Here is a 26,262-nt window from a genome sequence, read left to right as displayed (position 1 = left end):
GGAACAGAAAAATTAATTCTGACTTTTATGTCGCTCATCAATCATAACCCTTGCCTCATCTGCCCAGTCACCAGATAAATATCTTCTGGCAACCCAGCCGGCTCTTGCTATAAAATCAAGGACCATGCCTATAAATATTCCTGGCAAACCAATCCCGGCTGGAACTGCCAGCAAATAACTTAAACCTAACTTAAAAGATGTCTGGCTGATTACCAGCCCGTAAAATGGCGTCCTTGTATCTCCAGCAGATGACAGTAAGCCAGAAAGCACTCCATAAAGGGTTAAAATAGGCGCCCCAATCCCTAAAGCTCTCAAAAAGTTGATACTATGATTTAAAGTTACAGGATCATCAGTGAAAAATCCTGTTAGAACCGGTGCCCCCACAAATAAAACCACTCCACCGGCAGTAATTGTAATTGCTGTCAGCCATAACATAGCATCAGTTATCTTTTTGCTTTCAAAAGGCTTATCCATCCCTAAAGCCTTGCCAGTCATAATAGTCGTTACAGTGCCATAAGCTCTATGCAGGGGAGCCACCAATTGCTGGTGAACCCTTCTGGCAATATGATAGGCCGCTGCAGCTTCAGTTCCAAAGAGTAAAACTAAAGCATTAAAGGGAAATGTAATCAGACTCTGATACCCGCCCTGGAGTATTCTAGGCAGACTAATCTTAAATAACTGTTTAACGATTATTAAATCCCAGCCATCATCAGGCAGACCCAGGCTTAAATGACTAAAAGAAAAAGTAAATATCACAAGATACATTAGAGCAGCCACCAGTTTGGCAACAAAGGTACCCCAGCCAACACCAACCACTCCAATTTCAGGAAATGGCCCAACTCCTAAAGCCAGGCCAACTGAAAGCACAATATTTACAACATTACTTATCACATTAACAACCATCGGTGTTCTGGTATCGCCTGTCCCCTGTAATGACCTGTCAGAAATAAGAGTTATCATTCTAAAAGGAGCAGCAGCCAGAATGATCATTAAATACTCAGCTCCAAGTTGAATAACCTCTGGAGCCGCACCTAAAATAGCTATTAGAAAATCTGAAAAAAGCAGACCAACCAGCAAAAAAGGCAGACTAATTACAACACCAGTTAATAAAACCTGAGACAAGACTTCATCGGAACTCCCGGCTTCACTTCTAACCTCTTCAACCCCGGTCTCCTGGGAAATCAGGGCAATACTCCCGGTACCCAGGCCAAGCCCAAATCTTAAAACAAGCCGTTCCCAGACATCACCCAGGCCAACAGCAGTAACAGCCGCCGGCCCAAAAAATCCCATTAAAAGCATATCAGTCGTCCTCATAGCTGTTGTGAAAATATGATTGAGAACTACCGGCCAGGCAAGAACTATTGCCTCATTCCAGATACTATAATACTGTCCCAGGTTAACCATAATACCATCCTTTTTAGCTAAATTTTAGCAAAAACTATTCAATCCGGCTGATTGCAACTCTTGCAGCATCTAAAAACTTATCCAGTTCAGTTTTATCATGGGCCATAGATAAAAAGATGGCCTCATATTGTGAAGGCGCCAGATATATACCTTCCTTAAGCATCTCCTGAAAATATTCCGCATATAAATCAGTATCTGAACTGGTTGCAGTTTCATAATCAACAACTTCTTCATCAGTAAAATAAAGACTAACTAAAGTGCCGGCCTGATTCACAGACAGCTTAAGGCTGGACTTTTCAGCAATTTCTCCGAGCCCGGCAGCTAAATAATCTGCCTTCTCTTTTAGCTCCTCATAAACACCAGGCTCCTGAATCAATTTCATCATCTCTAGCCCTGCTGCCATCGCCAGCGGATTACCAGATAAAGTACCGGCCTGATATACCGGCCCTGATGGAGCAACCTCATCCATAATCTCTTTCTTACCGCCGTAAGCACCAACAGGCAGACCGCCACCGATAATCTTGCCCAGACAGGTCAGATCAGCCTCAACACCATAATATTCCTGAGCTCCACCTGGGGCCATTCTAAAACCAGTAATAACCTCATCAAAGATCAATAAACTGCCATGTTCTTCAGTAATCTCTCGCAAAAAATCAAGATAGCCTTCTGCTGGAGGAACTACCCCCATATTGGCAGCAACAGGCTCCAGAATAACAGCTGCTATCTCATCACCCTCTTCAGCAAAAACCTCTTTAATAGCCTCCTTATCATTATAGGGCAGGCTAATAGTTAGACGGGCAAGCTCAGCAGGAACACCTGGGCTATCTGGCAGACCTAAAGTAGCCTGACCTGAACCAGCTTTTATCAAGAAACTATCGCCATGGCCATGATAACAGCCATTAAACTTTATAATTTTATCCCGGCCAGTATATCCTCTGGCCAGTCTGATCGCACTCATAGTTGCCTCAGTACCTGAATTAACCATTCTCACCCGATCAATAGAGGGAATCAACTTAACAATCTCTTCAGCCATCTCAGTCTCAACAACAGTTGGGGCTCCATAACTTGTTCCCTTTTCAAGCTGGCCCCTTACAGCCTCAACAATTTCCTTTTTATTATGGCCAAATAACATCGGCCCCCAGGAACCAATAAAATCAATATATTCATTGCCGTCAATATCAAAAATCCTGCTACCCTGTGCTTTTTCAATAAAAAGCGGGTTCTCCTTAACAGATGAAAATGCCCTGGCTGGACTATTTACACCGCCAGGCAACAGATCACAGGCCCGCTTATATTCCTCATAAGATTTCTCGTACATCTTTAGCCCCTCCCATTAAAGCTATAATATTTCATGCTCGACTTCTTGAATTCCTCTAAACTATAAATAATCTGATAATTTTTATTTCCAATCTCCTCAGCCATCTCTTCAGCAGTAGCTTCCAATCCAGCCTGGGTTTTTGCATGGGTCATGGCATACAGATTAAAAGGCCAATCTGGTGGATATGCCGGCCGATGATAACAATGACTCACCTGATCAAAGGCAGCCAGCTGATAACCAGCCTCATCTATCTCAGATCCAGCCATCTTCCAGACAACCATCCCGTTCGCCTGATAGCCACTCCGGCGATGATATAATAAAGGAGCAATCCGTTTTAATGCACCGGCCTCCTTCATCTGCTTGAGCCTGGCAAGAACTTCATCCTCGCCACAGCCACAGCTATCGGCTATCACCTTAAAAGGCCTGGCCACCAGCTCGATATCCTCCTGCAGCAGAGCAATTATATTCCTATCCAGTTGATCTGGTCGATAAATATCCTGCCTGGCTTCTCTAACCTCATCAGCCTGACCGGAACCTTTATCTCCAGCATCCCTGGCTTTAGTTTCCATTTTGCCTTTATCCTGGAGATCAAGTTTAACCCCGAGTTTATATCTCTTAATCGCAGGAAGTTGCAAAATTTCAATATCCAAATCTTCTTCCAGCTTGCTAATCTTCTGATCCAGGCTATCTTCAGGTCCAACAGTCAGCGTAAACCATAAATTATAATCATGGGAACGCCTGTAATTATGAGTAACTCCAGGCAATTTATTAATCTCCCTGGCAACAGCCCTAATCCGAGCCTCAGCCACAGAAGCTGCCAGCAGAGTACTCTTAAAACCAAGTTGGCCAGATCTAAATACCCCACCAAAGCGCCTGATAATATCACCTTTTAAATCATTAAGTATATCTATAGCCTCAGATTCCTCTATACCAGCACGTTCAGCCAGACTCCTAAAAGGCCTGCCAGCAATCTCAATTCCTTCCTGGGCCTCTGTTAATAACCTCCTGGTTTCAGTATCTAAATTACTCATTGGTCTTAACACCACACCAGGGATCCCCAGCTAAATAATTGCCATCAGAGTAATAAAAGGCTCTGGCCCTGCAACCTCCACAGATTCCAAGATATTTGCAGCTATCACATTTGCCTTCATATTTATCATAATCCCTTAAATCCTCAAAAACTTCGCTATTCTGCCAGATCTCAGAAAAACTCTGCTCTTTCAAATTACCTGCTGCCACCGGGAGATATGGACAGATATGAACTTCACCTTCCGGCAGAATACAGCAATAAGAGACACCAGCCAGACAGCCCCGGCTAAAACGCATCTCAAAGCCTCTCTCTTTAGCCAGAGGCAGAAACTGGGGCGCACAGGTCGGCTTTAATTCAATCTCAACTTCCTCCGCCTTATCCAGAATAGATTCTATCATCTCCTGATATTTCTTGCCCCTTAAGGAATCCTCTTCAATCTCTTTGCCCCGGCCAGTTGGAACTAAAAAGAAAGGATGCACAGCTCTAACACCTAATTCTTCAGCAAGTTCAATAATTCCTTCCAGTTCAAAAAAGTTCTGTTCAGAAATAGTCGTATTTATCTGCACCGGGATTCCGTATTCCCTGACCAGTTTAATGCTCTCCACAGTATTCTCCCAGGCACCTTCCTGGCCTCTAAATTCATCATGAATCTCAGGGGAAGCACTATCAAGGCTTATCCCCATACCTTTCAAACCAGCAGCTTTTAAAGCTTCAACCCTATCAGCAGTTAAATCAAGAGCATTTGTCCCTAAAACAGGATACAAACCCTTTTCAGTGGCGTATTCAATCAGACTATCCAGGTCAGCCCGCAAAAGCGGCTCACCGCCACTTAAAATCAACAATCTAAAGCCCTGCTCAGCCAGATCATCAATCAACTGAAAGCCCTCTTCAGTCGTCAACTCCTCAGACGTATCTATTTCAGGTCCAGATTCACGGTAACAATGCTGACAGTATAAATTACAGCGTTTAGTAATATTCCAGGAAACCATCTTCATTTTAATTATCCCTCTTCCTGTATTCTTCAGAAAACCTATTGGCAAATTCTAAAGCCGCATAAGTAATAATCAAATCAGCGCCAGCCCGTTTAATAGCAGTTAAAATCTCATTTTGCAGCTCCCAGCGATTCACCAGGCCAGCTTCACTCCCGGCATGAACCAGCGAATATTCTCCACTGACATTATAAGCAGCCACAGGCAGATCAGTCTTTTCTCTAACATCTTTTATAATATCAAGATAAGCCAGAGCTGGCTTAACCATTAAGATATCAGCACCTTCATCCTCATCAAGCAATACCTCTCGCATAGCCTCCCGACTATTGGCATAATCCATCTGATGGCTTGAACGATCGCCATCTGTCGGGCTCGAGCCCTGGGCCTCTCTAAAAGGCCCGTAAAATGCCGAATTATATTTAGCAGCATAGGACATAATCGGAATATCTTTATAGCCATTCTTATCTAACTCTTCCCTGATAGCAGCAACCCTGCCATCCATCATATCAGATGGAGCCACCATATCAGCCCCACTCTCTGCATGGGATACAGCCATCTCAGCCAGATGAGGCAGAGTCTTATCATTTAAAATCTCTCCATTATCAACAAGACCGCAATGGCCATGGGAAGTATAGGCACAGAGACAGACATCAGTAATCAGATAAAGCTCTGGATACTCCCTTTTCAATAACCGACAGGCCTTCTGAACCGGGCCATCATCAGCCTTAGCCCTGCTGCCAACTTCATCCTTATCAGCTGGCAGCCCAAAAAGTATTACACCTTTCAGCCCGGCCTCAACAATTTTTTCAGCCTCCTGTAATAACATCTCATCAGGTGAAAGATGATAACAACCAGGTAATGAACCGATCTCATCTCTAATCCCTTCACCTGCTTTAATAAATAATGGGTAAATCAAATCCTCAGGCATAACTCTGGTCTCTCTGACCAGAGACCTTAAACCACTATCTTGCCGCAATCTTCTTGGCCTAATCTGCATTAATATCATCACCTCTAGAGTAAATCTCTTCATCAGTCAAATAACAGCCTGGATCAGAAGCCCAGTAATCATCAAGCACAGCCTCAGCCCTGGCCCTAAAATTACCGCTACAGTTCTCAAACCAGCTGCATTCACTGCAGCGGCCAGTAATATATTCTCCTCTATCTCTTAACTTAACAAGCAACTCTGCAGGCTTATCTCTCCAGATATCAACAAGCCTATCCTCTCTGATATTGCCTAAAGTATGTCCAAAGGAAAACTGATCAGGATGGACATTGCCCAGCCAGTCGACACAGCCAATTGCCTGGCCAGATCGGTTACCCTGATTCAAACCAATATATTTTAAAACCTGCTCAGCCCGGGGATCATCCTCGTATAAAAACTTATAATATAAGTAAATAGCATCAGTATGGTTGGCCACAGTTAAGATCTCCTGATCGCCACCTTTACTTAAAAACTCATCAGTTCTCTCTATCAGATCATCAATGATCGCCCTTTTTTCTTCCAGGGGTATCGGCGTAGAACCTAACCGCTCCCCTCTGCCACTGGCCACCAGATGATAAAAACAGACCCTGGGAATATTCTCCTGCTCCAATAACTCAAATATCCCTGGTATATCCTGATAATTAGCCCTGGTAATAGTAAACCTTAACCCAACCTTCTGATCAATTTCCAGGCAGTTTCTAATGCCTGTCAGGGCAGATTTAAAGGCCCCTTCCTGGCCTCTAAACCTATCGTTGGTCTCCTCTAAACCATCCAGGCTAATCCCGACATAACTGACCCCTAAATCCTTGATCTTCCTGGCAACTTCCTGATCAATCAAAGTTCCATTAGTCGATAAAGTCACCCTGATACCCTTCTCCCGGGCATAACCAATCAAATCAAATACATCTGGCCGCATCAACGGCTCGCCACCAGATAAAAGCAATACCGGCACATTTAATTCCTCAAGCTGATCAATCAACTCAAAACCCTCTTCAGTCGTGAGCTCATCAGCTGCAGGCTCTGCACAAGCCGAGGCATAACAGTGGCGGCAGGTTAAGTTACAGGCCTTTGTTGAATTCCAGACCATCACCGGTCCCCGATCAGTTCTGGTTCCGCTGCTGGCCTTTTTGCTATGACGGCTATATCTCAAAGAATCCCCATAACTATCAACATCAGCCAGCAATTTACTTAAAGAAATCATCAACTTCCTCCTTCAATATTTCTAACATAATCTAAAATAGCATCTCGCAAGCCCTCAATCGTATATTCTTTAGCAACAATAGGTACATCAAGACCAGCCTCCCTGGCAGTCTCAGCAGTTATCGGTCCAATCGCAGCCCCGATTATTCCCTCAAGATATTCAGCCCCACCAGCAGATTTCACCAGTGATCTCACAGTCGACGAACTTGTTAATGTCACAATATCAATCATCCCATCATCTATCAATCCCTGAACATCCTCAGGCATCTCAGCCTCCTCAGTCAGATAAGCTGTTAACTCATCAACCTGATAGCCCTTTTCTTCAAGACCGACAGCTAGAGTCTCCCGGGCCAGAGGAGTTCTTGGCAGGAGCACCTTTTCGCCAGCATCGGCCTGATCAAACCCGGCCACAAGTCCCTCAGCAACATATTCATCTGGCACAAAATTAAGTTTTAAACCTAAATCCTCCAGGGCAGCTCCAGTCTTGCTGCCAATAGCAGCCAGTTTAACCCCGGCCAGCTCCCTGATATCATGGCCCTTAACTCTCATTCTATTAAAGAAATTATCAACTCCATTGGTACTGGTAAAGATCACCCAGCTATATTCTTCCAGCCTATCCAGGGCCCTGTCAAGTTCAGTATAATCTGCTGGCGGCTCAATCGAAATAGCTGGAGCCTCTCTAACAACAGCCCCTTCACTCTCCAGCAGTTCAGTCAAAACTCTGGCCTGATGAGCCGGCCGAGTATTCAAAATCCGATAACCCTCTAAAGGCAGATCTTTATCCCAGCTTAATCTAGCCCGCAAACCAACAACCTCACCAATCACAATGATAGCCGGCGGTTTTATCCTGGCCTGATCAGCTTCCTCAGCAGCCACACCTAACCTGCTAACCAGCACATTCTGTTCCGGCCAGGTTCCCCGCTCTATAAAAGCAACAGGGGTCTCAGGATCCCGGCCATTCTCCAGCAGCTGTTTCTGAATCCCAGGAAAATTACCGACCCCCATTAAAACAACAATCGTATCTGAACCCCGGGCTAAAGCCTGCCAGTTATGTTCATTATCCTCCTGTTCCGGGTCATGATGCCCGGTCAGAACAGTAAAGGATGAGGCAATTCCTCTATGAGTCAGCGGGATGCCAGCATAGGCAGGAGCTGCCATGGCTGAGCTTATCCCTGGCACAATCTCAAACTTAACACCTTTAGCCTTTAAATAATCAGCCTCCTCACCGCCTCGGCCAAAAATCAAAGGGTCTCCGCCCTTTAATCTAACAACAACTTCCGACCTGCCAGCAGCTTCAGCCAGCCTCCGATTTATCTCATCCTGGCCCATACTGTGGGCACCAGGCTTTTTGCCAACATAAACCAACTTGCAGCCAGCCTTAACATAATTTAACAGAGAAGGCTCCATTAAACGGTCATAATAAACCTCATCTGCACGTTCTAGCAACTCTCGACCCCGGCAGGTTAAAAGTCCAGGATCCCCGGCACCAGAACCAACTAAATAGACCTTACCCATCATCATTCCGAACCTCCTCAAGTATTTCAGATGCACCAGCTTCTTTTAATTTACCGGCTAAATCCCTGGCCAGCTGACTGGCAAATTCAGGCCTGCCAGTAATCTCATCCCTGACTATCTTTTGACCATCAAGGGAACCAACCAATCCGTAAAGAGTTAACTCTTCATTAATCACCCTGGCATAGGCTCCAACAGGAACCTGACAGCCGCCACCTAAAACTTTCAGCAGAGTTCTCTCAGCAGTCAGCTCATTCTCAAGATCTTTGTTAATCAACCTGCTTAAAAACTCCCTGATCCCCTCATTATCAGAGGCAATCTCAATCGCCAGCGCTCCCTGACCTGCCGCCGGCAGAAAGCTTCTCGGTGAAAAATAATCAGAAATTCTATCAGTCATTCCCAGCCGCTCAAGCCCGGCTGCCGCCAGAACTATCCCGTCATAATCTTCCTCAGCAAGCTTTTCCAGCCTGGTATTTACATTGCCTCTAATCGGTTTAACAACCAGGTCAGGCCGAAAACCTAAAAGCTGACTGGTCCGCCTTAAGCTGCTGGTACCAACAACTGCCCCCTCAGGCAACTCCGAGACTGAATTATACTCCAGAGAAATAAAAACATCCCTGGCATCAGCCCTTAAAGTCGGCCCTAAAAGTTCAAGCCCGGCAGGCAGTTCTGTTGGCACATCCTTTAAGCTATGAACAGCCAGATCAATCTCGCCAGCAAGCAGTTCTTTCTCTAATTCCTTTAAAAAAAGTCCTTTCCCATCAATCTCATGGAAAGGTTTATCGATAATCTGATCACCCTTTGTAATTATTTCCTTTATCTCCACACCAGTATCAGAATAATACTCTTTGATCATTTTCTCCACAGCAGCAGCCTGAGCCAGTGCTAACTCACTTGCCCTGCTGCCAATCACAATAGTTTCAAAAGTTTCCATTTATAACGCCCTTTCATTAAAAAATCTTTCTGGAATAGCTTTTTCCATCTCTCTAAAAACTCTATCTAAATCACCAGCCAACAAATTGTCAAAAATCTCTCGGCTGGCAATCGCCCTAAGAATTCTCCGTCTTTCTTCCAGATCCTCATTTTCAAGTAACCATTCTCTAACTTCACCGGCAAATTCAAGATATTCACCAAAACAATCCCCAAATTTATCTGCCAGCTCTCTCCTTATCTCAGCCGAAAGAGCCGGGGCTTTCCCGCCAGTACTAATAGCTATCTGCAAATCCCCTTTTTTAACTCTGGCAGCTGTATAAAAAGTTGAAAGATCAGGCCTATCAGCAATATTATACAATTGCATCATCTCTTTTGCCTCTTGATAAACCTGATGATTAACGCTGCTATCAGAAGTCGCAGCAATAACCAGCCAGAACCCTTTCAGGTCGCCATATTCATAGCTCTTTTGCCGCCATTCCAGCAGCCCGGCTTCTACCATACCCTCCAGCCTGGCATTTATTTCAGGGCTAATAACCACAATCTCAGCGCCAGCCTCAACTAAAGAACTAACCTTTCTGCTGGCCACACTGCCCCCACCGATAACAGCCACTTTCTTATCTTCCAGCTTCAAAAAAACAGGTAACCCGGCCATTAATTACCACCCTCATTTTCCAGACCGAACAAATTAAAAGCTATCTCCAGTATTCGTTCTTCTTCCTCGGCAGAATCAGCTTCCTGCAGCATTTCCTTTAACCTGATCCTGGGGTGATGCAAAAGCCGATTGATAATTCTATAGCCCATCTCCTTAATAGTCTCCTGGTCATTACAACCCTCAAGATTATTAATAGCCCGGTTCTCTTCTTCTCTACTTATCTCCCGGGCCTTATTACTCAACTTCTTTATCAACGGCACAGCCTTTCTGGTCTGGCACCAATCCTGCCAGTCCAGCTTCTCTTCAGCAATTATCCCATAGACAGCCTCACATTCATTCTCTCTAAATTTCATATTTTCAGCAACTATCTCCTGGAGATCATCAAGCATATAAAGCTCAACATTCTCAATTTCCCCAATAGCAGCCTCAATATCCCTGGGCATCGCCAGATCAATCATATATAACGGCAGCTGTCTCTTCCCCATTTCCAATTCAGGAATAACCCTATCTCCATATAAAACAGGATGGGGCGCATTTGTTGAACTTACCACAATATCATATTCATTTATCTTCTTTATCTTATCATCCCAGTCAACAACTTTTAAAGCACTGCAGTTTGCAAAATCATCTTTCACAGCTTCCCCCTGTATAAAATCCTGAATTCTGGCCCTGGTCCGATTAGTTATCGCCAGCTCCTTAAGCTCCAGTTTGAGCAGATTCTTCAAAACTATCTGCCCCATCTCACCGGCTCCAATTACCAGCACCTTAGAATCCCTGATATCACTAACCTCGCCCTTTAATAATTCAACAGCAGCATAGGCCACCGAGGCAGCCTTTTCACTGATACCTGTTTCAGACCTGGCCCTTTTTCCAGTTCTAATAGCCCGGTTAAATAACTCATGCAAATATGTAGAACAGAAGCCCCGGCCAGCAGAAAACTCATAGGCCTCCCGAACCTGTCCTAAAATCTGTGGTTCCCCCTGAATCATGGAATCCAGGCCAGTGGCAACCTCAAATAAGTGATTTGCAATTTCATCATCCGTTAAAAAATATGTACAATCCCTGATATCTTCATTCAAATAACCCTCAAGATTATTAATCAATAACTTCCTGCCATCAGAGATATCCTCAGTACTCATATAGATTTCAGTCCTGTTACAGGTAGCAAGGATAACTGCCCCATTGCAGAAATGACAATCTGTTAAGTTACCTATAAATTCAATCTTTTCAGCCTCAGAAAAGGCAACCTTCTCCCTGGTCGCAACTGAAGCAGTTTTATGATTTAACCCTAATAGGATTAAACGCTCCCCCATAAAAAGCCCTCCTGTTAATAAAGTAACATGCTATTAATACTTATTCTAGATAATAGATCATATTCCTGCCCTATTATCATATCATATAAATATCATAACATATAAAAACCGACCCCACCAATTAATGGCAGGACCGGTTAATTTAATAAATTATCTTAAAATGAATCTCTAGTCCATAACAACTATTCTACCCTCTACAACCGGGAAGAGCGGGCTGTTATCCTGAATGTACTCAATAAACATAGCCTGATCTCTGGTACCGAAGGTCATCAGCTGTCTTGATTCTTCCATCATATAATACTCATCGCCACCGGCAGCTAGGAAATCATTAGTGGCAACTTCATAAGTTTCTCTAAATCTTAAACGCTGGCCACCGACATAAATATCCTTTACCCTATTACCAGGCTCAGCATCAGCATCAAAATAGAATCTCAAACCACTGACCTGCAAGAATTTACCAGATACTTCAGGGTAATCACTTACAGCATGCTCCAGCATCCTTTTAATATTGAGACCTGTCATCTCAAGTGAGACAACCTCATTATCAAAGGCTAAAATTTCAATAGCATCTTCAAGGGTAATGTCGCCTAAATCAGCTGAATCACGGATACCTCCACCGTTATATACAGCTATGTCAGCACCAGTATTCCAGCGAATAATATCAGTAACTAAATTTCCAAGATTGGTTTCCTGGGTTCTCACATGCTGTCTTTCTCCATTCAGGCTAATATCGGTCTGCCCGATAACAGTATCGAGAGCCTCAACATTAGCAGCCATAAAGATTGAAGCAAAGACAAAAATAGCAATTACTGAGATTGATAAATACTTACGATTTAACTTCATCAATAAACCCCTCCTAATATAGTTTTTAAAGATTCTTATTTATTATAGCTAACAGCTGTCAGCTTATAATCTACATAATAATGACAGCTAATAACTTACAGGTAATTGATAATTTATTCAAGAATAGTTATTCTACCTGTAACTCTAGGCTGTACAGGACTATTTTCCTGGAAGTGATCTATCAATGCTTCATCAAGAGCAACAAATTCTTCTAAAACTCCAGCTTCTTCTAGCATATCAAACTCATCGCCACCTGAAGCCATGAAATCATTGGTAGCTACAACATAGGTAGCATCCATATCTAGATCTTCACCGTCAAAATGGACCCACTGAACTCTTTCGCCAGATGGTTCTGCTGGATCAAAGGCAAATCTAATTCCACTAACCTGCAAGAAGCGGCCATCATGCTCAGGGAACTGACTTACGCCATTTTCAAGAGCTGCCCAGAGCTGCTCGCCAGTTAACTCCTGGGTAACAATAACATTTTCAAATGGATGAATATCAAGGGCATCTTCTAAAGTAATCGGACCAACATCAACTGAATCACGGATACCGCCACCATTAGTAATAGCTATATCTGCACCGGTTAGGTCTCTCATCATATCAGTAATCATGTTCGCAAGATTAGTCTCGTTGGTTCTAACATGTTCTCTTGCCCCTACCAGCAATATTTCAGTCTCACCAATCTCAGTATCAAGAGCCTGAGCCTGACCAACTGTAAAGACAAAAGCTAAAACCAAAGCAACTACAATAATTCCTAAATTTCTTTTACGCATTAACAATCCCTCCAAATTTATATTTTTAGTTCCATTGAAACCAGCATAATCAAAACATTTAATTACCGAGCATTATTCTCCGAACTTCAGCTCTAAAATCATCAAGCATTGTTATAACTTCTTCATTTGGATTAAATTCAGCTGTAACATCTTCAAAAGCCATAACTGATGCAGTCATCTCTGGCCTATCAGCACCAAGCCCAATTTCAACCTTACCTAAATACTTGGTATACTCATTGGCCTGGACAATCAATGTATCATCATGCCATTCGCCTTCTCTTAAAAGGCTATGACTGTGGCCATCAACAAAAAGATCTACCCCGGCAACCTGAGTTACAACATCAGAGGAGGCACTCAACCCTATATGGCCCAATCCAATCACCATATCGACCCCATAATCGTTTCTTAAGACATCGACATACCTTTCAGTAGCCTCAGCCATATCAGTGAAATCTATGCCCCTTATATTATCAGGATGGGTAGTACTATAAGTCGCAGAAGTGGCTAAACCAAAAATACCGATAGTATAATCGCCAACCTCCCGGATCACATAAGGATTAAATAGCAATTCCCCGTCTTTTTCAACATTGGCAGCTACAAGATCAAATTCCATTATCTCTTCTAACTCAAGTAACCGCTCATAACCAAAGTTAAAATCGTGATTTCCAGGAACCATCACATCATAGCCGATAAAGTTCATAAGCTCAACAGTACTCTCACCATAAAGTCTGTCAGTAATCGGTCTGCCATGAATCGTATCGCCGGCATCCATTACCAGCACATGCTCATAATTCTGACGATACTCCTCGATTACAGAGGCTATATAGGGAAATCCCATATAGTCATCGCCAATCTCAATCCGGCCATGAATATCATTGGTATGCAACACAATCAGATCATCGCCAGCCCCGTAACCAACCATACTAATTGACATTACAGCAAAAACCATAACAAAACTAATAATCAATAACTTTCTGGTTAGCTTCATCTCTATTCCTCCTGTTTTTATATATAGTTCAAAAAGTTTATCATCGCATCTTAATAATAACAAAATTTCATAGTTTAAACAAGTAATTTATTTACCTAATTACAAAATTTTCAACCATATTCTCAAATTCTTCTCTATTATCTTCAGCATACTTCACCAGATTTGCATATGTTATTACAAAGGCATTATCCCCGGTCGTAATTAATATCTGCTCAAAATTAATTAAACCCTCTTCAGCGTCAACCTGATACACTATTTTCTTGCCATCATAACCGTCAACTTCAAAACTCTCTGGCTCCTGCTCAAGTTCAAAATCAGGAAACTGATAATCAAGGTTCTCCAGGTTAGCCTCAAGATACTCCTCAACCTCAAGATCAACACCCTTTTCCACCACAACATTTATATTAGGATTAAACCTGTCATCAACTACCTGATAAAAATAAACAATCTCTATAAACTCATCAATCTCAGTATCAACAGAAAAATTCCCAGGATAATAAATCTCAAAATAGTCATTCTCCGTATACTCCAGATATCCCTCAGGGGCTTCAGCCTCTGCAACACCTGCAATTCCAGCACCACCAGTAAATAAACCGGCTCCAAATACCAGACCAACTATAATTCCAATAACAACAATTCTTCTATTCATCAAATTAATACCTCCTGGGTATATAGTATCATAAAAACACCAGATAAAAAACCACCTGCCGGTTACCCGACGGTTACCAAACGGTATCTCTTAACAAATTTCACAAAGTTGACGAACTCGATGTTCTAATGCTGAACTATCCATGCGTTTATAAAAGAAAGTTCAGTGAGACGCCATCGATGTCTTAGTGCTGAAATATCCATTCGTTTTAAAAAGAGATTTCAGTGCGACGGGTTAGATACCCTATTGCTGAGCTGACAATGCGTAATAAAATGAAAGATCAGCAAGACGACCTCGATGCCCTGGTTCTGAGCTATCCATGCATAAAAAATCCTGACCTATCTCACTCAGGCCAGGAACATAATTCATATTAAATTAATTCAATTCTAAACCAGCCTAAATACGATCATTCTTCGGTCTGGCTTCGGTTCAGGTTCGCTATTGATTCGGTCTAGATTCGGTCTAGATTCGCTTTAGATTCGCTATAGTTACGCTCTAGATTCGCTTCTTATTAAATTAACCTTAAAGATTTATTCCAGATACCCTTTAAAACTCTTTCGAAAATCCAAAAAAAATCTATCCCATTTTCAAATAATTAATTGCAATAATCTCCAGATATCCTCCATAATTGCTCCAGGACTTCTCCGGGTTTGCTCCGGGATTCCTCCGGGTCAGCTCCGGCTTCTATCCTATATTCATTCATATAAAACTAATAATCTCCTATACAAACTTTTAAAATTGATGACTATAAAGAGCTGAAACTACAAAATCATAAATAAGAATTCATTTATATTCATTATACTATATCAGGTTAATTCAAAAAAGTCAATAACCAGCTAGTGCAAATAAAAAAAGAGCCCCACCCAGAGGTGAGACCCTTTTGATATACGTTCTATTTTAGTTGAGATTAAAAGTCTATGCTGACACCAGCTTTGATTTCTCTAGTTGACCAATCATCATCAGCGTTATCATCATCACTGAATCTGAATAGTCTTTCCTGCCAGCTAGAAGTAAACTCAACATCTTGAACTAGTTCATAATCTAGGCTGAATGTATTATCAAATAGGTTACCATCAGAAACGGCATCACCAGTTTTATTGGTGAATTCAAAATTGTTACCGAAAGTAGCTCTACCCATAACATATTCTAGACCTACATTAGCGGAAATAGTATTCACATCAAGTGTATCTGCAGCCCATGCTTCTTCTACAGCATCAGCATAATCAGTAGCATCGGCTTCTTCAGTATAATCGAATTCATAACCAGTAATCATTTCATATGATGCACCGGCATTTAGAGTTAAGTTTTCGATTACTTCAAAGTCTACAAGATCTGCACCAAAGCCAATAGTCTGCTTTGAAAGATCTTCATCAATGTCATCAAAGTCAGCTGCATCATAATTACCTAAGTTTTGAACTAACTCATAACTTGCGTTCAATGTTAGATAATCCATTGCTGCGAAGCTACCATTAGCACCAAATGTTAACTCATCAGCTGATTGTTCCTGACCATCAACATCTGTACGACCTTCTTCTAACATAACCATCTGGAAGTTCAGACCTAATTCAATAGGATCTACATCATAAACACCAGCTGCTTTAATGGTATCAGTATCTTCGTCTGGAGCTTCATGTAATCTCTGGAAGCTAGCAGTACCTGATAGACCATCGATTAATAGGTCATCGATTCCGCCACCAACAGTAAGTCTCCAGTCTTCATCATAAAGATCGAAGTTTACATAACCGTCAAACAGATCAACAAACTGCTGCTCTACACCTAAGTTAAGAGCAAATCCATCTTCTGGAATACCAGTATCAAATCTATCCGCATCATCATAATCGAAGTGTGCATCTGCACCATACAGGTCTTCGAATGTATCGTTCTTCCAGCGTAATTCTGCATCAATCTTAGCAACATCTTCTACATCAGCATCTCCACTAGCAACTATTGCTGTACCAAGATTTAAGTCATCAGCAAATGGCTCCATGCTAAATGCAGCATCTACATCAAGACTCAAGTTATCGATAACAGCACCAGTACCTAGAGTAACAACTGCTCTATTGGAATCAGCAGTGAAATCATATCTGTCTGAACGCATAGCTGCTCCAGCTCTAATATTAAAGTCAGCAAGACTAATATTAGTGTCAGCGCCCATTAAATAATAGTTATTAGTTACTTGATCATCTAGACCCTGAGTAAAGTAAGCACTATAGTCTTCATTACCAATTACAAAGAAGTCATCTTCAAAATCTTCATCTAGTTCATCAACTTCATCATAATCTGATACAAACTGATCGGTCTCATCTGCACCAGTGGTTTCACTTAAGTGACCAAAGAATGTATTAACATCCCATTCTTTAAATTCTACAGTTACACCATTAACAGTTTCGCTATCTACGGCAAATTTATTTAATGATACAGTATTACTTGTACCATAAACGCCTTTTAAGAAGTCATTTTCTAACTCAAGACCAGCGCTAGAAAGTGCAACCTCTTCATCTGTTCCCTCGATATCAAGGTCTACGGTAGCATCAAAGAAGTCAGTTCTAATATCCATTTGTAATTCTAGTAGCTGACTGAAACCAGTTGATTTTTCTAAACCAGTAAATTCAGTAGCTGATGCCCAACCAGGTAGTGCAAGATCATCAGAAGTATCTTCCTGAATTCTTAATGAACTTAATGGAGCAACATTTTCATTGAAAGCTTTAACAGCTGCTGCTAAGTGATCGTCAAATGAAGTGTATAATCTATCTCCATCTTCTTCAGCATCATAAGCAACATAATTTTCATTATCTGAGTCAGTCATGATTGCTTCAATTTCCTGAGATACTACATAATACCAAACATCTCTAGCGGTATCAAATGTTGCTATAACCTCATCATCTTCATCAGTTAAAACATATTCGTCTTCTTCGCCATCATATTCAAATTCAAAATCATCAAAATCTTCAATAATTCTTTCTAATAAAGCGGAATCTACATCTGGAAGATAGTAATAATTTAAATCTGTACCAAATGTATAATCTTCACCTTCATGATCAAAAGTCTGAGTATGATTGAAGTCTACAGAATAACTACCACTAAACTGAACAGTTTCAACGGCAGCCATTCTTTCTTCAAGATCAGCAATTAGCTCCTGATTAGCTTCGATGTCGGCGCCCCATGCTTCCATGGCACCAAGATCGTCGCGGAGCATTCTTAGCTCAGTGTTGAACTCAGCGGTTAGAGCTCTAATTAGGTTAACAACCTGCTCTGACTGCTCTGCAGTTAATCCTTCTTCTCTTTCAGGTACATACTCTTCGAGCATGGCCTGAACGATAGCTGCAACGTCGTCAGCCTGTGCGGCTGTTAGACCTTCGCTTAGTTCGTCAACTTCAGCATATAGAGCGTCAATGTCATGCTCCATAGCGTCAAGCTGCATGTTTAAGTCGTCTAGCATTCTGGCAATGATTAGAGCCATTTCGTAACGAGTCATGTTCTGCTGACCTTTAAACTCGCCATCTGGATAACCTTCGATAACGCCAGCTGCTTGCAATTCTACAACGGCCTCATATGCCCAGTGATCTTCGGACACATCAGGGAAGTTAGCCTGTGCAGGCATTGCAACTGCAACAGCTAAAAGTAATACTAATACAAATGTTAGTTTTTTCATTTTTATTTATCCCCCTTTGGATAATTGTTTCTAGTGTTATGGACTAAGTTCCATTCGGCTACACATCTGCCCGGTGGGGGATCTTCCAGACGATGAGTTTCCTCGTTTCCTCATTCCTGGCCTGATCTCCTCTTGCGGGTGGTAGCCTATATCTTATCATTTTAGAACCCTATCACCTCATCAACCTCGCGGACCCGGGGGCACCTCCTTTCTGCCGCAGTTTAGTCTTAAGATGATAAGAAATAGCCATAACTGTCTTTATTATAGCATAGCCTCTCGGCTTTGTTAACCCCTATTTGAACTTTTTTTAATTATTTTTGATATTTTTTTAAATATCTCCTGGCTAAAACCAGGGCTGCGTATTGATCTATCGGGCTTTCTGGCCTCCAATTAAATATTTTAAAGAAAATATTTTTTATAGACCCAGTCTTTTCATATTGCCGATAAAGCTCAATCGCCTCATCAGTACTGCCCCATTCATTAATTTTAATAAATCTAGTTTCTGATTTCAAGACCGATTTTATAATTTCTTCTAATACTTCCGAACCAGTCCCATCGCCAATAACAACAACCTCTAGCTCATTCAACTGGCCAGACAGCTCGCCATCAAACAATTCTTCAAATTCTTCAGCAAAATTTTCAATAGCAAGAATCCCCAGCCAGATAGGTTCACCATCGCCATCAGTTAAAGCCAGGCCAGCTTTATCCTGGCCTGGATCAATAGCAAGTATTCTACTCATCAAATTCATCCTCATCAGTCTCTACTTCATCACTTTCAATATCTAAAGTCTCCTCATCAACCTCATCGCTCTCTATTTCTCTAAACTCAAATTCCAGATTATCAGAGAGTCTGTCATGACGCCAGATCTCCTCGGCAGCCCGAACACTAACCTCAACTTCACCAGAATAAGCCTGAATCTCATTGACTATCTGATAAAAATTCATAAAGTCAAGGCTGCCAACAGAACCATCAATATCCTGGAGCATACCTCTTAAGGAGGCCTCCCGATTAACTTCAGCCAGGAGCTCCCTTAACTGATTATCAATCCGGTTAGTTCCAGCATCAGCATCAATCACAGCCGAACTAATCTCTTCATTTTCACGATAAACAACAAAATTCCTATTTATATAGATATCAGCCCTTAAACTATCATACCTGGGCACATTAACCCTGGCAGCCAGGCTAATTATTAGCCTCTCGCCTTCTTCTACATTATACAGCATCTGGGCTGCATGGAGTATATCCTCAGTCTGTAAATGCAGGGCCATTCCAGTCTCCTCATCGACCTGCACCTCACGCTGCTGGGCAACCTGATTGGCCTGGGAGAGAAACTCATTTAAATCAGTTAATATCTCATTCTCACTCCGACCACCTTCAATTACCTCAGAATAAACGATCTCGCCTCTTCTAAAGACAATATCTTCATCCATAAAGTAAAGAACCTGCTCCCTGGCATCCTCTAACTGTTCATTAACTTCAGTCAATTCCATATTTAATTCTTCAAGCTGTTCATCCAGCTCATCCCGTTGAGCTCTCAAATTCTCGACCATCTCATCGAGCTCATCTCTTTCAGTCAGGAGTTCGTCCCGTTCAGCAACAAGTTCATCTCTTTCAGCCATCAATTCATCTTGCTCCGCTAAAAGCTCATCTCTTTCAGCTCTAAGCTGTTCCCGTTCAGCTTCCAGATCAGCAATATCCTCCTGGGCTTCTACCAGATTGGCCTCAGCTTCATCAAACTCAATCCTAACTTCCTCCAGTTCATCCCGGAGCTCATCTCGCTGGGCCTGAAGTTCCTCAAGTTCTAAAGTCCTTTCAGCCAGGCGATTATCCAGCTCATTTAATCGCTCCAGCACTTCATTTATATTAAATAATGCCTGCCGCAATCCTGAATAAGCAGTCAATAAAATAACAATTGAAATTCCAGCAATCATCATACCTGTAATCACAGTAATGATTATAGATGAATATCTCGGACGGAGTCCAAAGAGCGATATTCTCTTTTTACCCAGTTTCATACCTATCTGATCACCAAGATAAGCGACCAGGCCTGATAATAATATTAGTAACAGGATTAATCCAAATGCATACATAACCTGTCACCTACCTTCCTGTTTTATATAGTAAAACCGATCCGACACCGGCAAAAACAATATTCTGCAACCAGGCCCCTAACCAGGGCGATATCGCTCCCTGGCTGCCCATAGCATCTCCTAATGTCATCAAACCATAATAAATAAATATTATAATAACACTCAAACCCATTCCAGTTGCCGAGCCACCCTGCCTCTTCGGTTTCATTCCAAGAGGAGCAGCCATCAAAGCAAAGATAAAACTGGCAAAGGGCACCGAAATCTTCTGATGCCAGAAGACTCTCTCCTCAAAGACATCCCGGCCCTGACTTCTCATAACAGCAATATATTCACTTAATTCCCATAAAGTCATCTCATCAGTATCCCTGTCCAGCTCAGCAATCCGGTCCGGTGATTCAATCTCTGCCCTGACAATATATTCTGAAAAGTCCATCCTGGCTACCCGGTCTCCTGCCCGGAGCTGATAGATCTGGCCATCATAAAACTGCCAGCCATCTTCCCGCCAGACAGCCCTGTCAGCCTCTATCAACCTTGCCGGCCGGCCATCTTCATACTCCTGAAGATTAACAACCTCCATCTCGCCATCATCAGCACTAAAGCGCCTGGTATATAAGATAAACTCAGGCCGGTTCGTCGCAGAATCCAGAGGAGTTAAAAATAAATCATACTGGGTCCTGGGCCGCTCTTCACCGCCATGCTGAAACTCATAAACCATCTGACTGTACCGGTAATTGGCCTCAGGAACAACAAATTCATTAATGGCTATCCCGCCAAAACTGGCCAGCAGTCCAACAATCAAGGCCGGAATTATCAATTTCCTCAGACTAAAACCGCCAGCCCTGAAGGCCGTAATCTCCGAATCACCATTCAGCCTGCTATAAGCCAGAATCGTCGCCAGGAGTGTCGCCATTGGAAAGGTATAGACAATAATCTGGGGCAGGCTCAACAAAAATAACTCCACTGTTGTCAAAATAGAAACATCGAAATTTGAATAAAAATCAGCAAGTCTAAATAGAATATCAGTCCCTACAAAGATTGCTGTAAAAGCCCCGATTCCAAAGATAAAGGGCTGGATTAACTCCTTTAAAATATATTTTAAATAAATCTTCATCATTTAATCTCCTATTAATAAACATATAATTATATAAAAATTTATATTATTGCTTTTCTTCCCCATATAATAACTTGAATTCTCGCAACATTATAGCTTATAGCCTGAATTTCTCCCCGAGATAAAACTCCCTGGCTATCTTGCTATCAGCAACTTCCTCCGAATTACCGGATAATAAAATCTCACCCTCGTGCATAATATAGGCCCTATCAGTAATCGATAAAGTCTCCCTTACACTGTGATCAGTTATCAATACTCCCAGGCCTTTTTCCTTTAAAAACTTGATAATATCCTGGATATCATTAACAGCTATCGGATCAACCCCGGAAAAGGGCTCATCCAAAAGAATAAATGAAGGATCAGTCGTTAAAGACCTTGCAATCTCAACCCTCCGGCGCTCACCGCCAGAAAGCTGAAAGGCCTTCCTATCCCTTAAATGACTAATTCCAAGCTCATCCATTAAATCTTCAGCCTTCTTATCCTGTTCTTCCTTTGATAAATCCTGGCCCTCAAGAATGGCTAAAAGATTATCCTTTACATTAAGCTTCCTGAAAACCGAGGCATCCTGGGCCAGATAACCGACTCCTTTTCTGGCCCGTTTATACATCTGCAGCTCTGTAATATTTTCATCATCTAAAAAAACCTGGCCACCATTAGGCTCAATCATCCCGACAATCATATAAAAGGTTGTTGTCTTGCCGGCACCATTAGGCCCTAAAAGCCCGACAATCTCGCCACGGTTAACCTCTATATCAACATTGTCAACAACTTTTATCTTATTATATTCTTTAGTTAAGCCTTTGCCAGCTAAACTCATTCAAGGTCACCTTCATCAATCTCACCTTCAGGCAACTGCATTCTGGCCTGGCCAGAAAGTTTAATCTTATCTTCAGCAAGATTGACCTCAACCTCATCACTGGAAAACTCCTGCTGGCCCCGGCGGCCTTCAACATTGCCCCGCAAATAAACCATCTCTTCAGCCATCAAGTATTCAACCTCATCAGATGATGCATCAAGTTCAGCATACTGCACCCTGGGTCGCCCAGTCATAAATGCCCTCTCTCCTATCAGTTCATAGATTAATTCATCTGCCTCAATATTTAAATCCGGTCCAGTCACAACAACATTATCAAAAAATCTGGCCTCCTGCTCCAGGCTATGAAACTCTCCTAAATCCCCGGTAACTTCCAGCTCATCAATCTTCAAATGAGCATTACCTCTGGCCTCAAAGATATATTCATCATCCTCAAGAGCAGTTATCTCAAGCTCATCACCGGAAATTTCTCTTACAGCTTCAACCGGTCCTGCCATGAGTACCAACCCGGCAACTATCACTATAATCGCAATAAATCCTGTTTTTTTATAATCCATCAAGTTCATCATCTTCTCCTGCCTCCCAGGTTACCCGGGCCTGATTATCGTCACTCCGATAAATTATCAGAGTCTCTAAATCGCCTGTAGCATCAAAACTGCCACCCCGGGCTGTAAAATTATCTGTTCTTATTTCAGTCTCGCCTTCAGATGAAATCATATTTGTCGCCTGATCCCAGACAATATTTTCAGAAATAAATATATAGCGATCGCTCTCAAGCCTGGCTGAACCAATCAACTCCAGAATCCCATCTCCTTCTCTATAAAGACCGGCATCACTTTCAAGCCAGTAAGCAACAATCTCAGAAAAATCATCACCATCAGCCAGAAAAGCCTCAACATCAACTGGTTCCAGTTCAAGCTCACCGGTTCTTTCAAGCTGTCTGATCAGATCAGATTCCAGCCTCCATCTAGTCTCATCATCGTCACTATAGAGATTCAATCTACCAGAACGGATCTCCTGGCCAGGTTCATCCAGTCTATCGTCAACCTCTTCTTCTGCCACTGGCTCCTCAGTTTCCTCAACTTCTCCATTCTCACAGCCAGCAAGCATGCCAATAGCTAATACCATTATAACAAAAAATATTAAAAAATTTTTATTCTCCATTAAATATCCCGGCCTCTTCTAATAAAAACCTGGCCGTCCTATCAATAGCCCCAGGCTCTCCTAATAATTCTCGCAACTGATTATAACCTTCTACCTGCTTTCTAATCACCTTCGGATCAGTCAGATAAGGCACTGCCCTCTTTGCAATTTCAGCACCATCAACATCATCCTGTAGAATTTCCGGCACCAGTTCCTGATCAGTTAAAATATTCGGCAGACCAATATATTCAGGTCCAATCAGATATTTTCCTAAAAAAGCAGTTAATTTATCAGCTCTATAGATTAAAAGCTGCGGCGTTCCCAATAAAGCAGCCTCTAAAACAGCTGTCCCAGAAACTACTAAAGCCAGATCAGCAGCAGCCAGCAGTTCCCGGCTATAACCTGATAAAAGTACCGGATTTATTCTGTGATTTTCAATCTTTTCTTCCACCTGTTCAATATCTATTCCTCTGGCCACAGGGATCACTGGCCTTAAAGCAAAGTCATGGGCCAGCTGATCAGCAGCAGCTAACATCGGTCCCAGGTGGGTCTCAACTTCCTTTGGTCGGCTCCCTGGCATTATCGCCAGTAGCCTCTCACCTAACTGAAGTTCTCGTCTGCCAGCCAGTTTGATCAGTTCAGCCAGCTCCTCCCTGGCATCAGCCTGATCCCTGGATTCAGGTATCTCATCTAAAAGAGGATGGCCCACATACTTAACTTCAGCCCCGGCCTCCCTGTAAACATCAGCTTCTTTCGGGAAAGTTGCTGCAACCTTCACCCCGGCGCTGGCCAGCCATTTTGCTCGCCAGCGCCCCCAGATCCAGGCAGTAGGAGGAAAGTAATGAATCACAGGCAGATCAAGTTTCTTCCTTAACCGCCTGCCTAAATACATATTAAAACCTGAGTAATCAACTAAAAAGCAGACCGCTATATCTCTGTCTGCCACCAGGTCTGTTATTTTATGGGCCAGTTTAATATGACTAAATAACCCAGTAATACCTGAGGCAAAACCATGGCTACCAGTCTTAATCTCTTCAGAAGGAAGTAGATTCTCAAGCTTTAGATAATCAAGTTCCCTGCCACCAAGGCCAGAAAATTTGACCCCTGATGTCAGCTCTTTTATTCTGGCTACAACTTTAGCAGCATGCATATCACCAGATGTTTCCCCTGTTATAACCAGTATCTCTTTATCAGCCATCAAATACTTCCTCCCTTCATCTTAAGATTATTTGTGCTCATCTAAAACTTATATAATTAACCTGCCATCACCGTTATTCCCAGTTCATCAGCAAGCTTAATAATTTCTTCCTCTTCCAGCATAAATACCTTTTCAGCCTCTATAATTACTGCCTGGCCACCGGCCTCAGCTAAATTCCGCAAAGTTTCAGCCCCAATTGCTGGAATATCAGACCTGAAATCCTGATCAGGTCTGGCTGCTTTAGCCAGAATCAGATCGCCATCTTCACCGGCCAGTTCTCCTGCCCTGGCAATCGTCTCATCAGTGCCTTCTAAAGCCTCAACTGCAATAACCTGACCTGCTTTATAAAGCAGAGTCTGTCCAATATCAAACTCAGCCAGTTCTTTAGCCAGCTGTAATGCCTGCTTCATTGACATTCTCAAATCTTCAGACGGTTCAGGTCCTGCCAGCAGACCGGCTTCAGGTAACAACCTCTCAACATAACTTGATTGGGGCAATACATCAAAGCCCTCTTCTTCAAACCGCTGATTGATCGCCTCAAGAATAGTCATATCCATGTAATCATCAAGGCTCTCAAGCATTTCTTCCAGTTCAGAATCTGGCTCAAGGTCCTGGTATAAATGCTCCTTATGCACCTTACCTAAAAATATTACCTGTTCAACATTATCTTCTTTTAATCTATTTAAAATATCACCTAAATTTGCCAGACTTACATCCTGGACCTGATTGGCTGATTCAAGAGCAAGAGGTTCTTCCTCCTTTAAGCGATACGCATAAACTTCAACTCCCTTTAACCTGGCAGCTTCCAGCCAGATTTCAGGCAAACTGCCCCCGCCAGCGATCAGTCCAGTCCTCTTATTTCCTGCCATGTAACTCTACCTCCTCCAGAATAAACTTCTGCAATTCCCTGCCTTCTTCTGTCTCTAATTCCATCTCCTTAATTGGAGTATCACCATTTTCTCTACTTAATTTACGATAAACCTTTTTAATTTCAGAAAATGCCTCTCTTGAGATATCAGTTCTTCTAATCCCAACAACATTCATGCTTTCAACTCCAGCAGGATTGCCATCTGCCAGCAAAAATGGTGGCAGCGGGTCAACAATCCTGGCACAGGCTCCAACCATTGCCAGTCTGCCAATCCTGGTTTCCTCCGGGATATAAGCAAGGCCAGCAAGAAAAGCCTGATCATCTATCAGACAGCCCTCATCAAGAACACTACTATTGGCAACTGTAATTCTAGATCCTAATCTGGCTCCTGATTTTATCTGTATATAAGCCATAAGGAAATTGCTATCACCAATTTCCGTTGGCTTCTTTTCTACTCCTACCCGCTGACCGCCATAGATTATAGCATATTCTCGAATAATATTATTATCTCCGATTATCAAATCAAAATTATCATCCTGGTCAGTGCCTTCAAGCTGTTTGCGCCTTTCAGAATAACTGGCAGCCTGACCTAGAATAGCTCCAGTAAAAATCTGATTATTATCTCCAAGCCTTGTTTTCCCTGTTATTTCAACCCTATTACCAACTACCGTATTTTCACCTAGTTCGACACCAGGGCCAATCTGACAGTACTGGCCAATCTCTGACCCGGCTCCAATGACTGCCTCAGGAGAAACTTCAGCTGTCTCATCTATTTTAACATTAATTCTTTCCACAT

24 protein-coding genes are annotated in these 26,262 nt (G+C 42.3%); all 24 read right to left on the bottom strand.

Annotated elements, in window-relative coordinates; all coding sequences use genetic code 11:
- Positions 1–12 precede the first annotated feature (12 nt).
- Entirely contained in the window at positions 13–1,404 is a 1,392-nt protein-coding gene (locus I0Q91_RS11985) for an MATE family efflux transporter (RefSeq protein ID WP_270454812.1), read from the bottom strand.
- Positions 1,405–1,438: 34 nt separating this feature from the next.
- Positions 1,439–2,722: a glutamate-1-semialdehyde 2,1-aminomutase gene (gene hemL / locus I0Q91_RS11980; RefSeq protein WP_270454811.1), complete on the bottom strand. Its 1,284-nt coding sequence runs from the start codon at positions 2,720–2,722 to the stop codon at positions 1,439–1,441.
- Positions 2,723–2,724: 2 nt separating this feature from the next.
- Complete coding sequence (gene ahbB, locus I0Q91_RS11975; RefSeq protein WP_270454810.1) at positions 2,725–3,753, bottom strand: siroheme decarboxylase subunit beta; 1,029 nt, start codon at positions 3,751–3,753, stop codon at positions 2,725–2,727.
- Entirely contained in the window at positions 3,746–4,747 is a 1,002-nt protein-coding gene (locus I0Q91_RS11970; RefSeq protein WP_270454809.1) for a radical SAM/SPASM domain-containing protein, read from the bottom strand. The genes ahbB and I0Q91_RS11970 overlap by 8 nt, the downstream gene beginning before the upstream one ends.
- 1 nt (position 4,748) lies before the next feature.
- Positions 4,749–5,738, bottom strand: coding sequence for a porphobilinogen synthase (hemB, locus tag I0Q91_RS11965; RefSeq protein ID WP_270454808.1), 990 nt, complete (start codon positions 5,736–5,738; stop codon positions 4,749–4,751).
- Positions 5,728–6,924, bottom strand: a complete 1,197-nt coding sequence (locus I0Q91_RS11960) for a radical SAM protein (protein WP_270454807.1) — start codon at positions 6,922–6,924, stop codon at positions 5,728–5,730. The genes hemB and I0Q91_RS11960 overlap by 11 nt, the downstream gene beginning before the upstream one ends.
- Positions 6,924–8,444, bottom strand: coding sequence for a uroporphyrinogen-III C-methyltransferase (gene cobA / locus I0Q91_RS11955; RefSeq protein ID WP_270454805.1), 1,521 nt, complete (start codon positions 8,442–8,444; stop codon positions 6,924–6,926). Before cobA ends, I0Q91_RS11960 begins: the two co-directional genes overlap by 1 nt.
- Positions 8,431–9,369, bottom strand: coding sequence for a hydroxymethylbilane synthase (hemC, locus tag I0Q91_RS11950; RefSeq protein ID WP_270454803.1), 939 nt, complete (start codon positions 9,367–9,369; stop codon positions 8,431–8,433). The genes cobA and hemC overlap by 14 nt, the downstream gene beginning before the upstream one ends.
- On the bottom strand, positions 9,370–10,020 hold the full coding sequence (locus I0Q91_RS11945) for a precorrin-2 dehydrogenase/sirohydrochlorin ferrochelatase family protein (RefSeq protein ID WP_270454802.1): 651 nt from the start codon (positions 10,018–10,020) through the stop codon (positions 9,370–9,372).
- On the bottom strand, positions 10,020–11,333 hold the full coding sequence (gene hemA, locus I0Q91_RS11940) for a glutamyl-tRNA reductase (protein ID WP_270454801.1): 1,314 nt from the start codon (positions 11,331–11,333) through the stop codon (positions 10,020–10,022). Before hemA ends, I0Q91_RS11945 begins: the two co-directional genes overlap by 1 nt.
- A gap of 168 nt (positions 11,334–11,501) precedes the next feature.
- Positions 11,502–12,176, bottom strand: a complete 675-nt coding sequence (locus tag I0Q91_RS11935) for a bifunctional metallophosphatase/5'-nucleotidase (protein ID WP_270454799.1) — start codon at positions 12,174–12,176, stop codon at positions 11,502–11,504.
- 113 nt (positions 12,177–12,289) lie between these two features.
- Positions 12,290–12,952 (bottom strand): bifunctional metallophosphatase/5'-nucleotidase, encoded by a 663-nt coding sequence (locus tag I0Q91_RS11930; protein WP_270454796.1) that lies wholly within the window; start codon positions 12,950–12,952, stop codon positions 12,290–12,292.
- Between the two features lie 58 nt (positions 12,953–13,010).
- Complete coding sequence (locus I0Q91_RS11925) at positions 13,011–13,940, bottom strand: bifunctional metallophosphatase/5'-nucleotidase (protein WP_270454795.1); 930 nt, start codon at positions 13,938–13,940, stop codon at positions 13,011–13,013.
- 91 nt (positions 13,941–14,031) lie between these two features.
- Complete coding sequence (locus tag I0Q91_RS11920; protein ID WP_270454794.1) at positions 14,032–14,589, bottom strand: DcrB/PsbP domain-containing protein; 558 nt, start codon at positions 14,587–14,589, stop codon at positions 14,032–14,034.
- A gap of 907 nt (positions 14,590–15,496) precedes the next feature.
- Positions 15,497–18,241 (bottom strand): S-layer homology domain-containing protein, encoded by a 2,745-nt coding sequence (locus tag I0Q91_RS11915; protein WP_270454793.1) that lies wholly within the window; start codon positions 18,239–18,241, stop codon positions 15,497–15,499.
- Positions 18,242–18,552: 311 nt separating this feature from the next.
- Complete coding sequence (locus I0Q91_RS11910) at positions 18,553–18,981, bottom strand: RuvC family protein (RefSeq protein WP_270454792.1); 429 nt, start codon at positions 18,979–18,981, stop codon at positions 18,553–18,555.
- Entirely contained in the window at positions 18,974–20,332 is a 1,359-nt protein-coding gene (locus I0Q91_RS11905; protein WP_270454791.1) for a DUF3084 domain-containing protein, read from the bottom strand. The genes I0Q91_RS11910 and I0Q91_RS11905 overlap by 8 nt, the downstream gene beginning before the upstream one ends.
- Positions 20,333–20,342: 10 nt before the next feature.
- The gene (locus I0Q91_RS11900) at positions 20,343–21,443 is read right to left on the bottom strand and encodes an LptF/LptG family permease (RefSeq protein ID WP_270454790.1); all 1,101 of its coding nucleotides are present in this window, start codon (positions 21,441–21,443) and stop codon (positions 20,343–20,345) included.
- Between the two features lie 97 nt (positions 21,444–21,540).
- Entirely contained in the window at positions 21,541–22,260 is a 720-nt protein-coding gene (gene lptB / locus I0Q91_RS11895) for an LPS export ABC transporter ATP-binding protein (protein WP_270454788.1), read from the bottom strand.
- Positions 22,257–22,826: an LptA/OstA family protein gene (locus I0Q91_RS11890; RefSeq protein ID WP_270454787.1), complete on the bottom strand. Its 570-nt coding sequence runs from the start codon at positions 22,824–22,826 to the stop codon at positions 22,257–22,259. The genes lptB and I0Q91_RS11890 overlap by 4 nt, the downstream gene beginning before the upstream one ends.
- A complete protein-coding gene (lptC, locus tag I0Q91_RS11885) occupies positions 22,804–23,421 on the bottom strand; it encodes an LPS export ABC transporter periplasmic protein LptC (RefSeq protein ID WP_270454785.1) in 618 nt (205 codons plus the stop codon). The genes I0Q91_RS11890 and lptC overlap by 23 nt, the downstream gene beginning before the upstream one ends.
- Positions 23,411–24,598, bottom strand: coding sequence for a lipid-A-disaccharide synthase (lpxB, locus tag I0Q91_RS11880; RefSeq protein ID WP_270454784.1), 1,188 nt, complete (start codon positions 24,596–24,598; stop codon positions 23,411–23,413). Before lpxB ends, lptC begins: the two co-directional genes overlap by 11 nt.
- 56 nt (positions 24,599–24,654) lie before the next feature.
- The gene (locus tag I0Q91_RS11875) at positions 24,655–25,467 is read right to left on the bottom strand and encodes an LpxI family protein (RefSeq protein ID WP_270454783.1); all 813 of its coding nucleotides are present in this window, start codon (positions 25,465–25,467) and stop codon (positions 24,655–24,657) included.
- The gene (locus I0Q91_RS14460) at positions 25,454–26,260 is read right to left on the bottom strand and encodes an LbetaH domain-containing protein (RefSeq protein WP_270454781.1); all 807 of its coding nucleotides are present in this window, start codon (positions 26,258–26,260) and stop codon (positions 25,454–25,456) included. The genes I0Q91_RS11875 and I0Q91_RS14460 overlap by 14 nt, the downstream gene beginning before the upstream one ends.
- Between the last annotated feature and the right edge of the window lie 2 nt (positions 26,261–26,262).

Source organism: Halonatronomonas betaini, from assembly GCF_015666175.1.
GTDB classification, from domain to species: domain Bacteria; phylum Bacillota; class Halanaerobiia; order Halanaerobiales; family Halarsenatibacteraceae; genus Halonatronomonas; species Halonatronomonas betaini.
This window is presented reverse-complemented; position numbering and strand designations above follow the sequence as displayed.

Excerpts from the sequence above, each read along its gene's own strand:
- I0Q91_RS11985 (WP_270454812.1), bottom strand. The coding sequence starts at position 1,404 with ATGGTTAACCTGGGACAGTATTATAGTATCTGGAATGAGGCAATAGTT.
- hemL (WP_270454811.1), bottom strand. The coding sequence starts at position 2,722 with ATGTACGAGAAATCTTATGAGGAATATAAGCGGGCCTGTGATCTGTTG.
- ahbB (WP_270454810.1), bottom strand. The coding sequence starts at position 3,753 with ATGAGTAATTTAGATACTGAAACCAGGAGGTTATTAACAGAGGCCCAG.
- I0Q91_RS11970 (WP_270454809.1), bottom strand. The coding sequence starts at position 4,747 with ATGAAGATGGTTTCCTGGAATATTACTAAACGCTGTAATTTATACTGT.
- hemB (WP_270454808.1), bottom strand. The coding sequence starts at position 5,738 with ATGCAGATTAGGCCAAGAAGATTGCGGCAAGATAGTGGTTTAAGGTCT.
- I0Q91_RS11960 (WP_270454807.1), bottom strand. The coding sequence starts at position 6,924 with ATGATTTCTTTAAGTAAATTGCTGGCTGATGTTGATAGTTATGGGGAT.
- cobA (WP_270454805.1), bottom strand. The coding sequence starts at position 8,444 with ATGATGATGGGTAAGGTCTATTTAGTTGGTTCTGGTGCCGGGGATCCT.
- hemC (WP_270454803.1), bottom strand. The coding sequence starts at position 9,369 with ATGGAAACTTTTGAAACTATTGTGATTGGCAGCAGGGCAAGTGAGTTA.
- I0Q91_RS11945 (WP_270454802.1), bottom strand. The coding sequence starts at position 10,020 with ATGGCCGGGTTACCTGTTTTTTTGAAGCTGGAAGATAAGAAAGTGGCT.
- hemA (WP_270454801.1), bottom strand. The coding sequence starts at position 11,333 with ATGGGGGAGCGTTTAATCCTATTAGGGTTAAATCATAAAACTGCTTCA.
- I0Q91_RS11935 (WP_270454799.1), bottom strand. The coding sequence starts at position 12,176 with ATGAAGTTAAATCGTAAGTATTTATCAATCTCAGTAATTGCTATTTTT.
- I0Q91_RS11930 (WP_270454796.1), bottom strand. The coding sequence starts at position 12,952 with ATGCGTAAAAGAAATTTAGGAATTATTGTAGTTGCTTTGGTTTTAGCT.
- I0Q91_RS11925 (WP_270454795.1), bottom strand. The coding sequence starts at position 13,940 with ATGAAGCTAACCAGAAAGTTATTGATTATTAGTTTTGTTATGGTTTTT.
- I0Q91_RS11920 (WP_270454794.1), bottom strand. The coding sequence starts at position 14,589 with ATGAATAGAAGAATTGTTGTTATTGGAATTATAGTTGGTCTGGTATTT.
- I0Q91_RS11915 (WP_270454793.1), bottom strand. The coding sequence starts at position 18,241 with ATGAAAAAACTAACATTTGTATTAGTATTACTTTTAGCTGTTGCAGTT.
- I0Q91_RS11910 (WP_270454792.1), bottom strand. The coding sequence starts at position 18,981 with ATGAGTAGAATACTTGCTATTGATCCAGGCCAGGATAAAGCTGGCCTG.
- I0Q91_RS11905 (WP_270454791.1), bottom strand. The coding sequence starts at position 20,332 with ATGTATGCATTTGGATTAATCCTGTTACTAATATTATTATCAGGCCTG.
- I0Q91_RS11900 (WP_270454790.1), bottom strand. The coding sequence starts at position 21,443 with ATGAAGATTTATTTAAAATATATTTTAAAGGAGTTAATCCAGCCCTTT.
- lptB (WP_270454788.1), bottom strand. The coding sequence starts at position 22,260 with ATGAGTTTAGCTGGCAAAGGCTTAACTAAAGAATATAATAAGATAAAA.
- I0Q91_RS11890 (WP_270454787.1), bottom strand. The coding sequence starts at position 22,826 with ATGATGAACTTGATGGATTATAAAAAAACAGGATTTATTGCGATTATA.
- lptC (WP_270454785.1), bottom strand. The coding sequence starts at position 23,421 with ATGGAGAATAAAAATTTTTTAATATTTTTTGTTATAATGGTATTAGCT.
- lpxB (WP_270454784.1), bottom strand. The coding sequence starts at position 24,598 with ATGGCTGATAAAGAGATACTGGTTATAACAGGGGAAACATCTGGTGAT.
- I0Q91_RS11875 (WP_270454783.1), bottom strand. The coding sequence starts at position 25,467 with ATGGCAGGAAATAAGAGGACTGGACTGATCGCTGGCGGGGGCAGTTTG.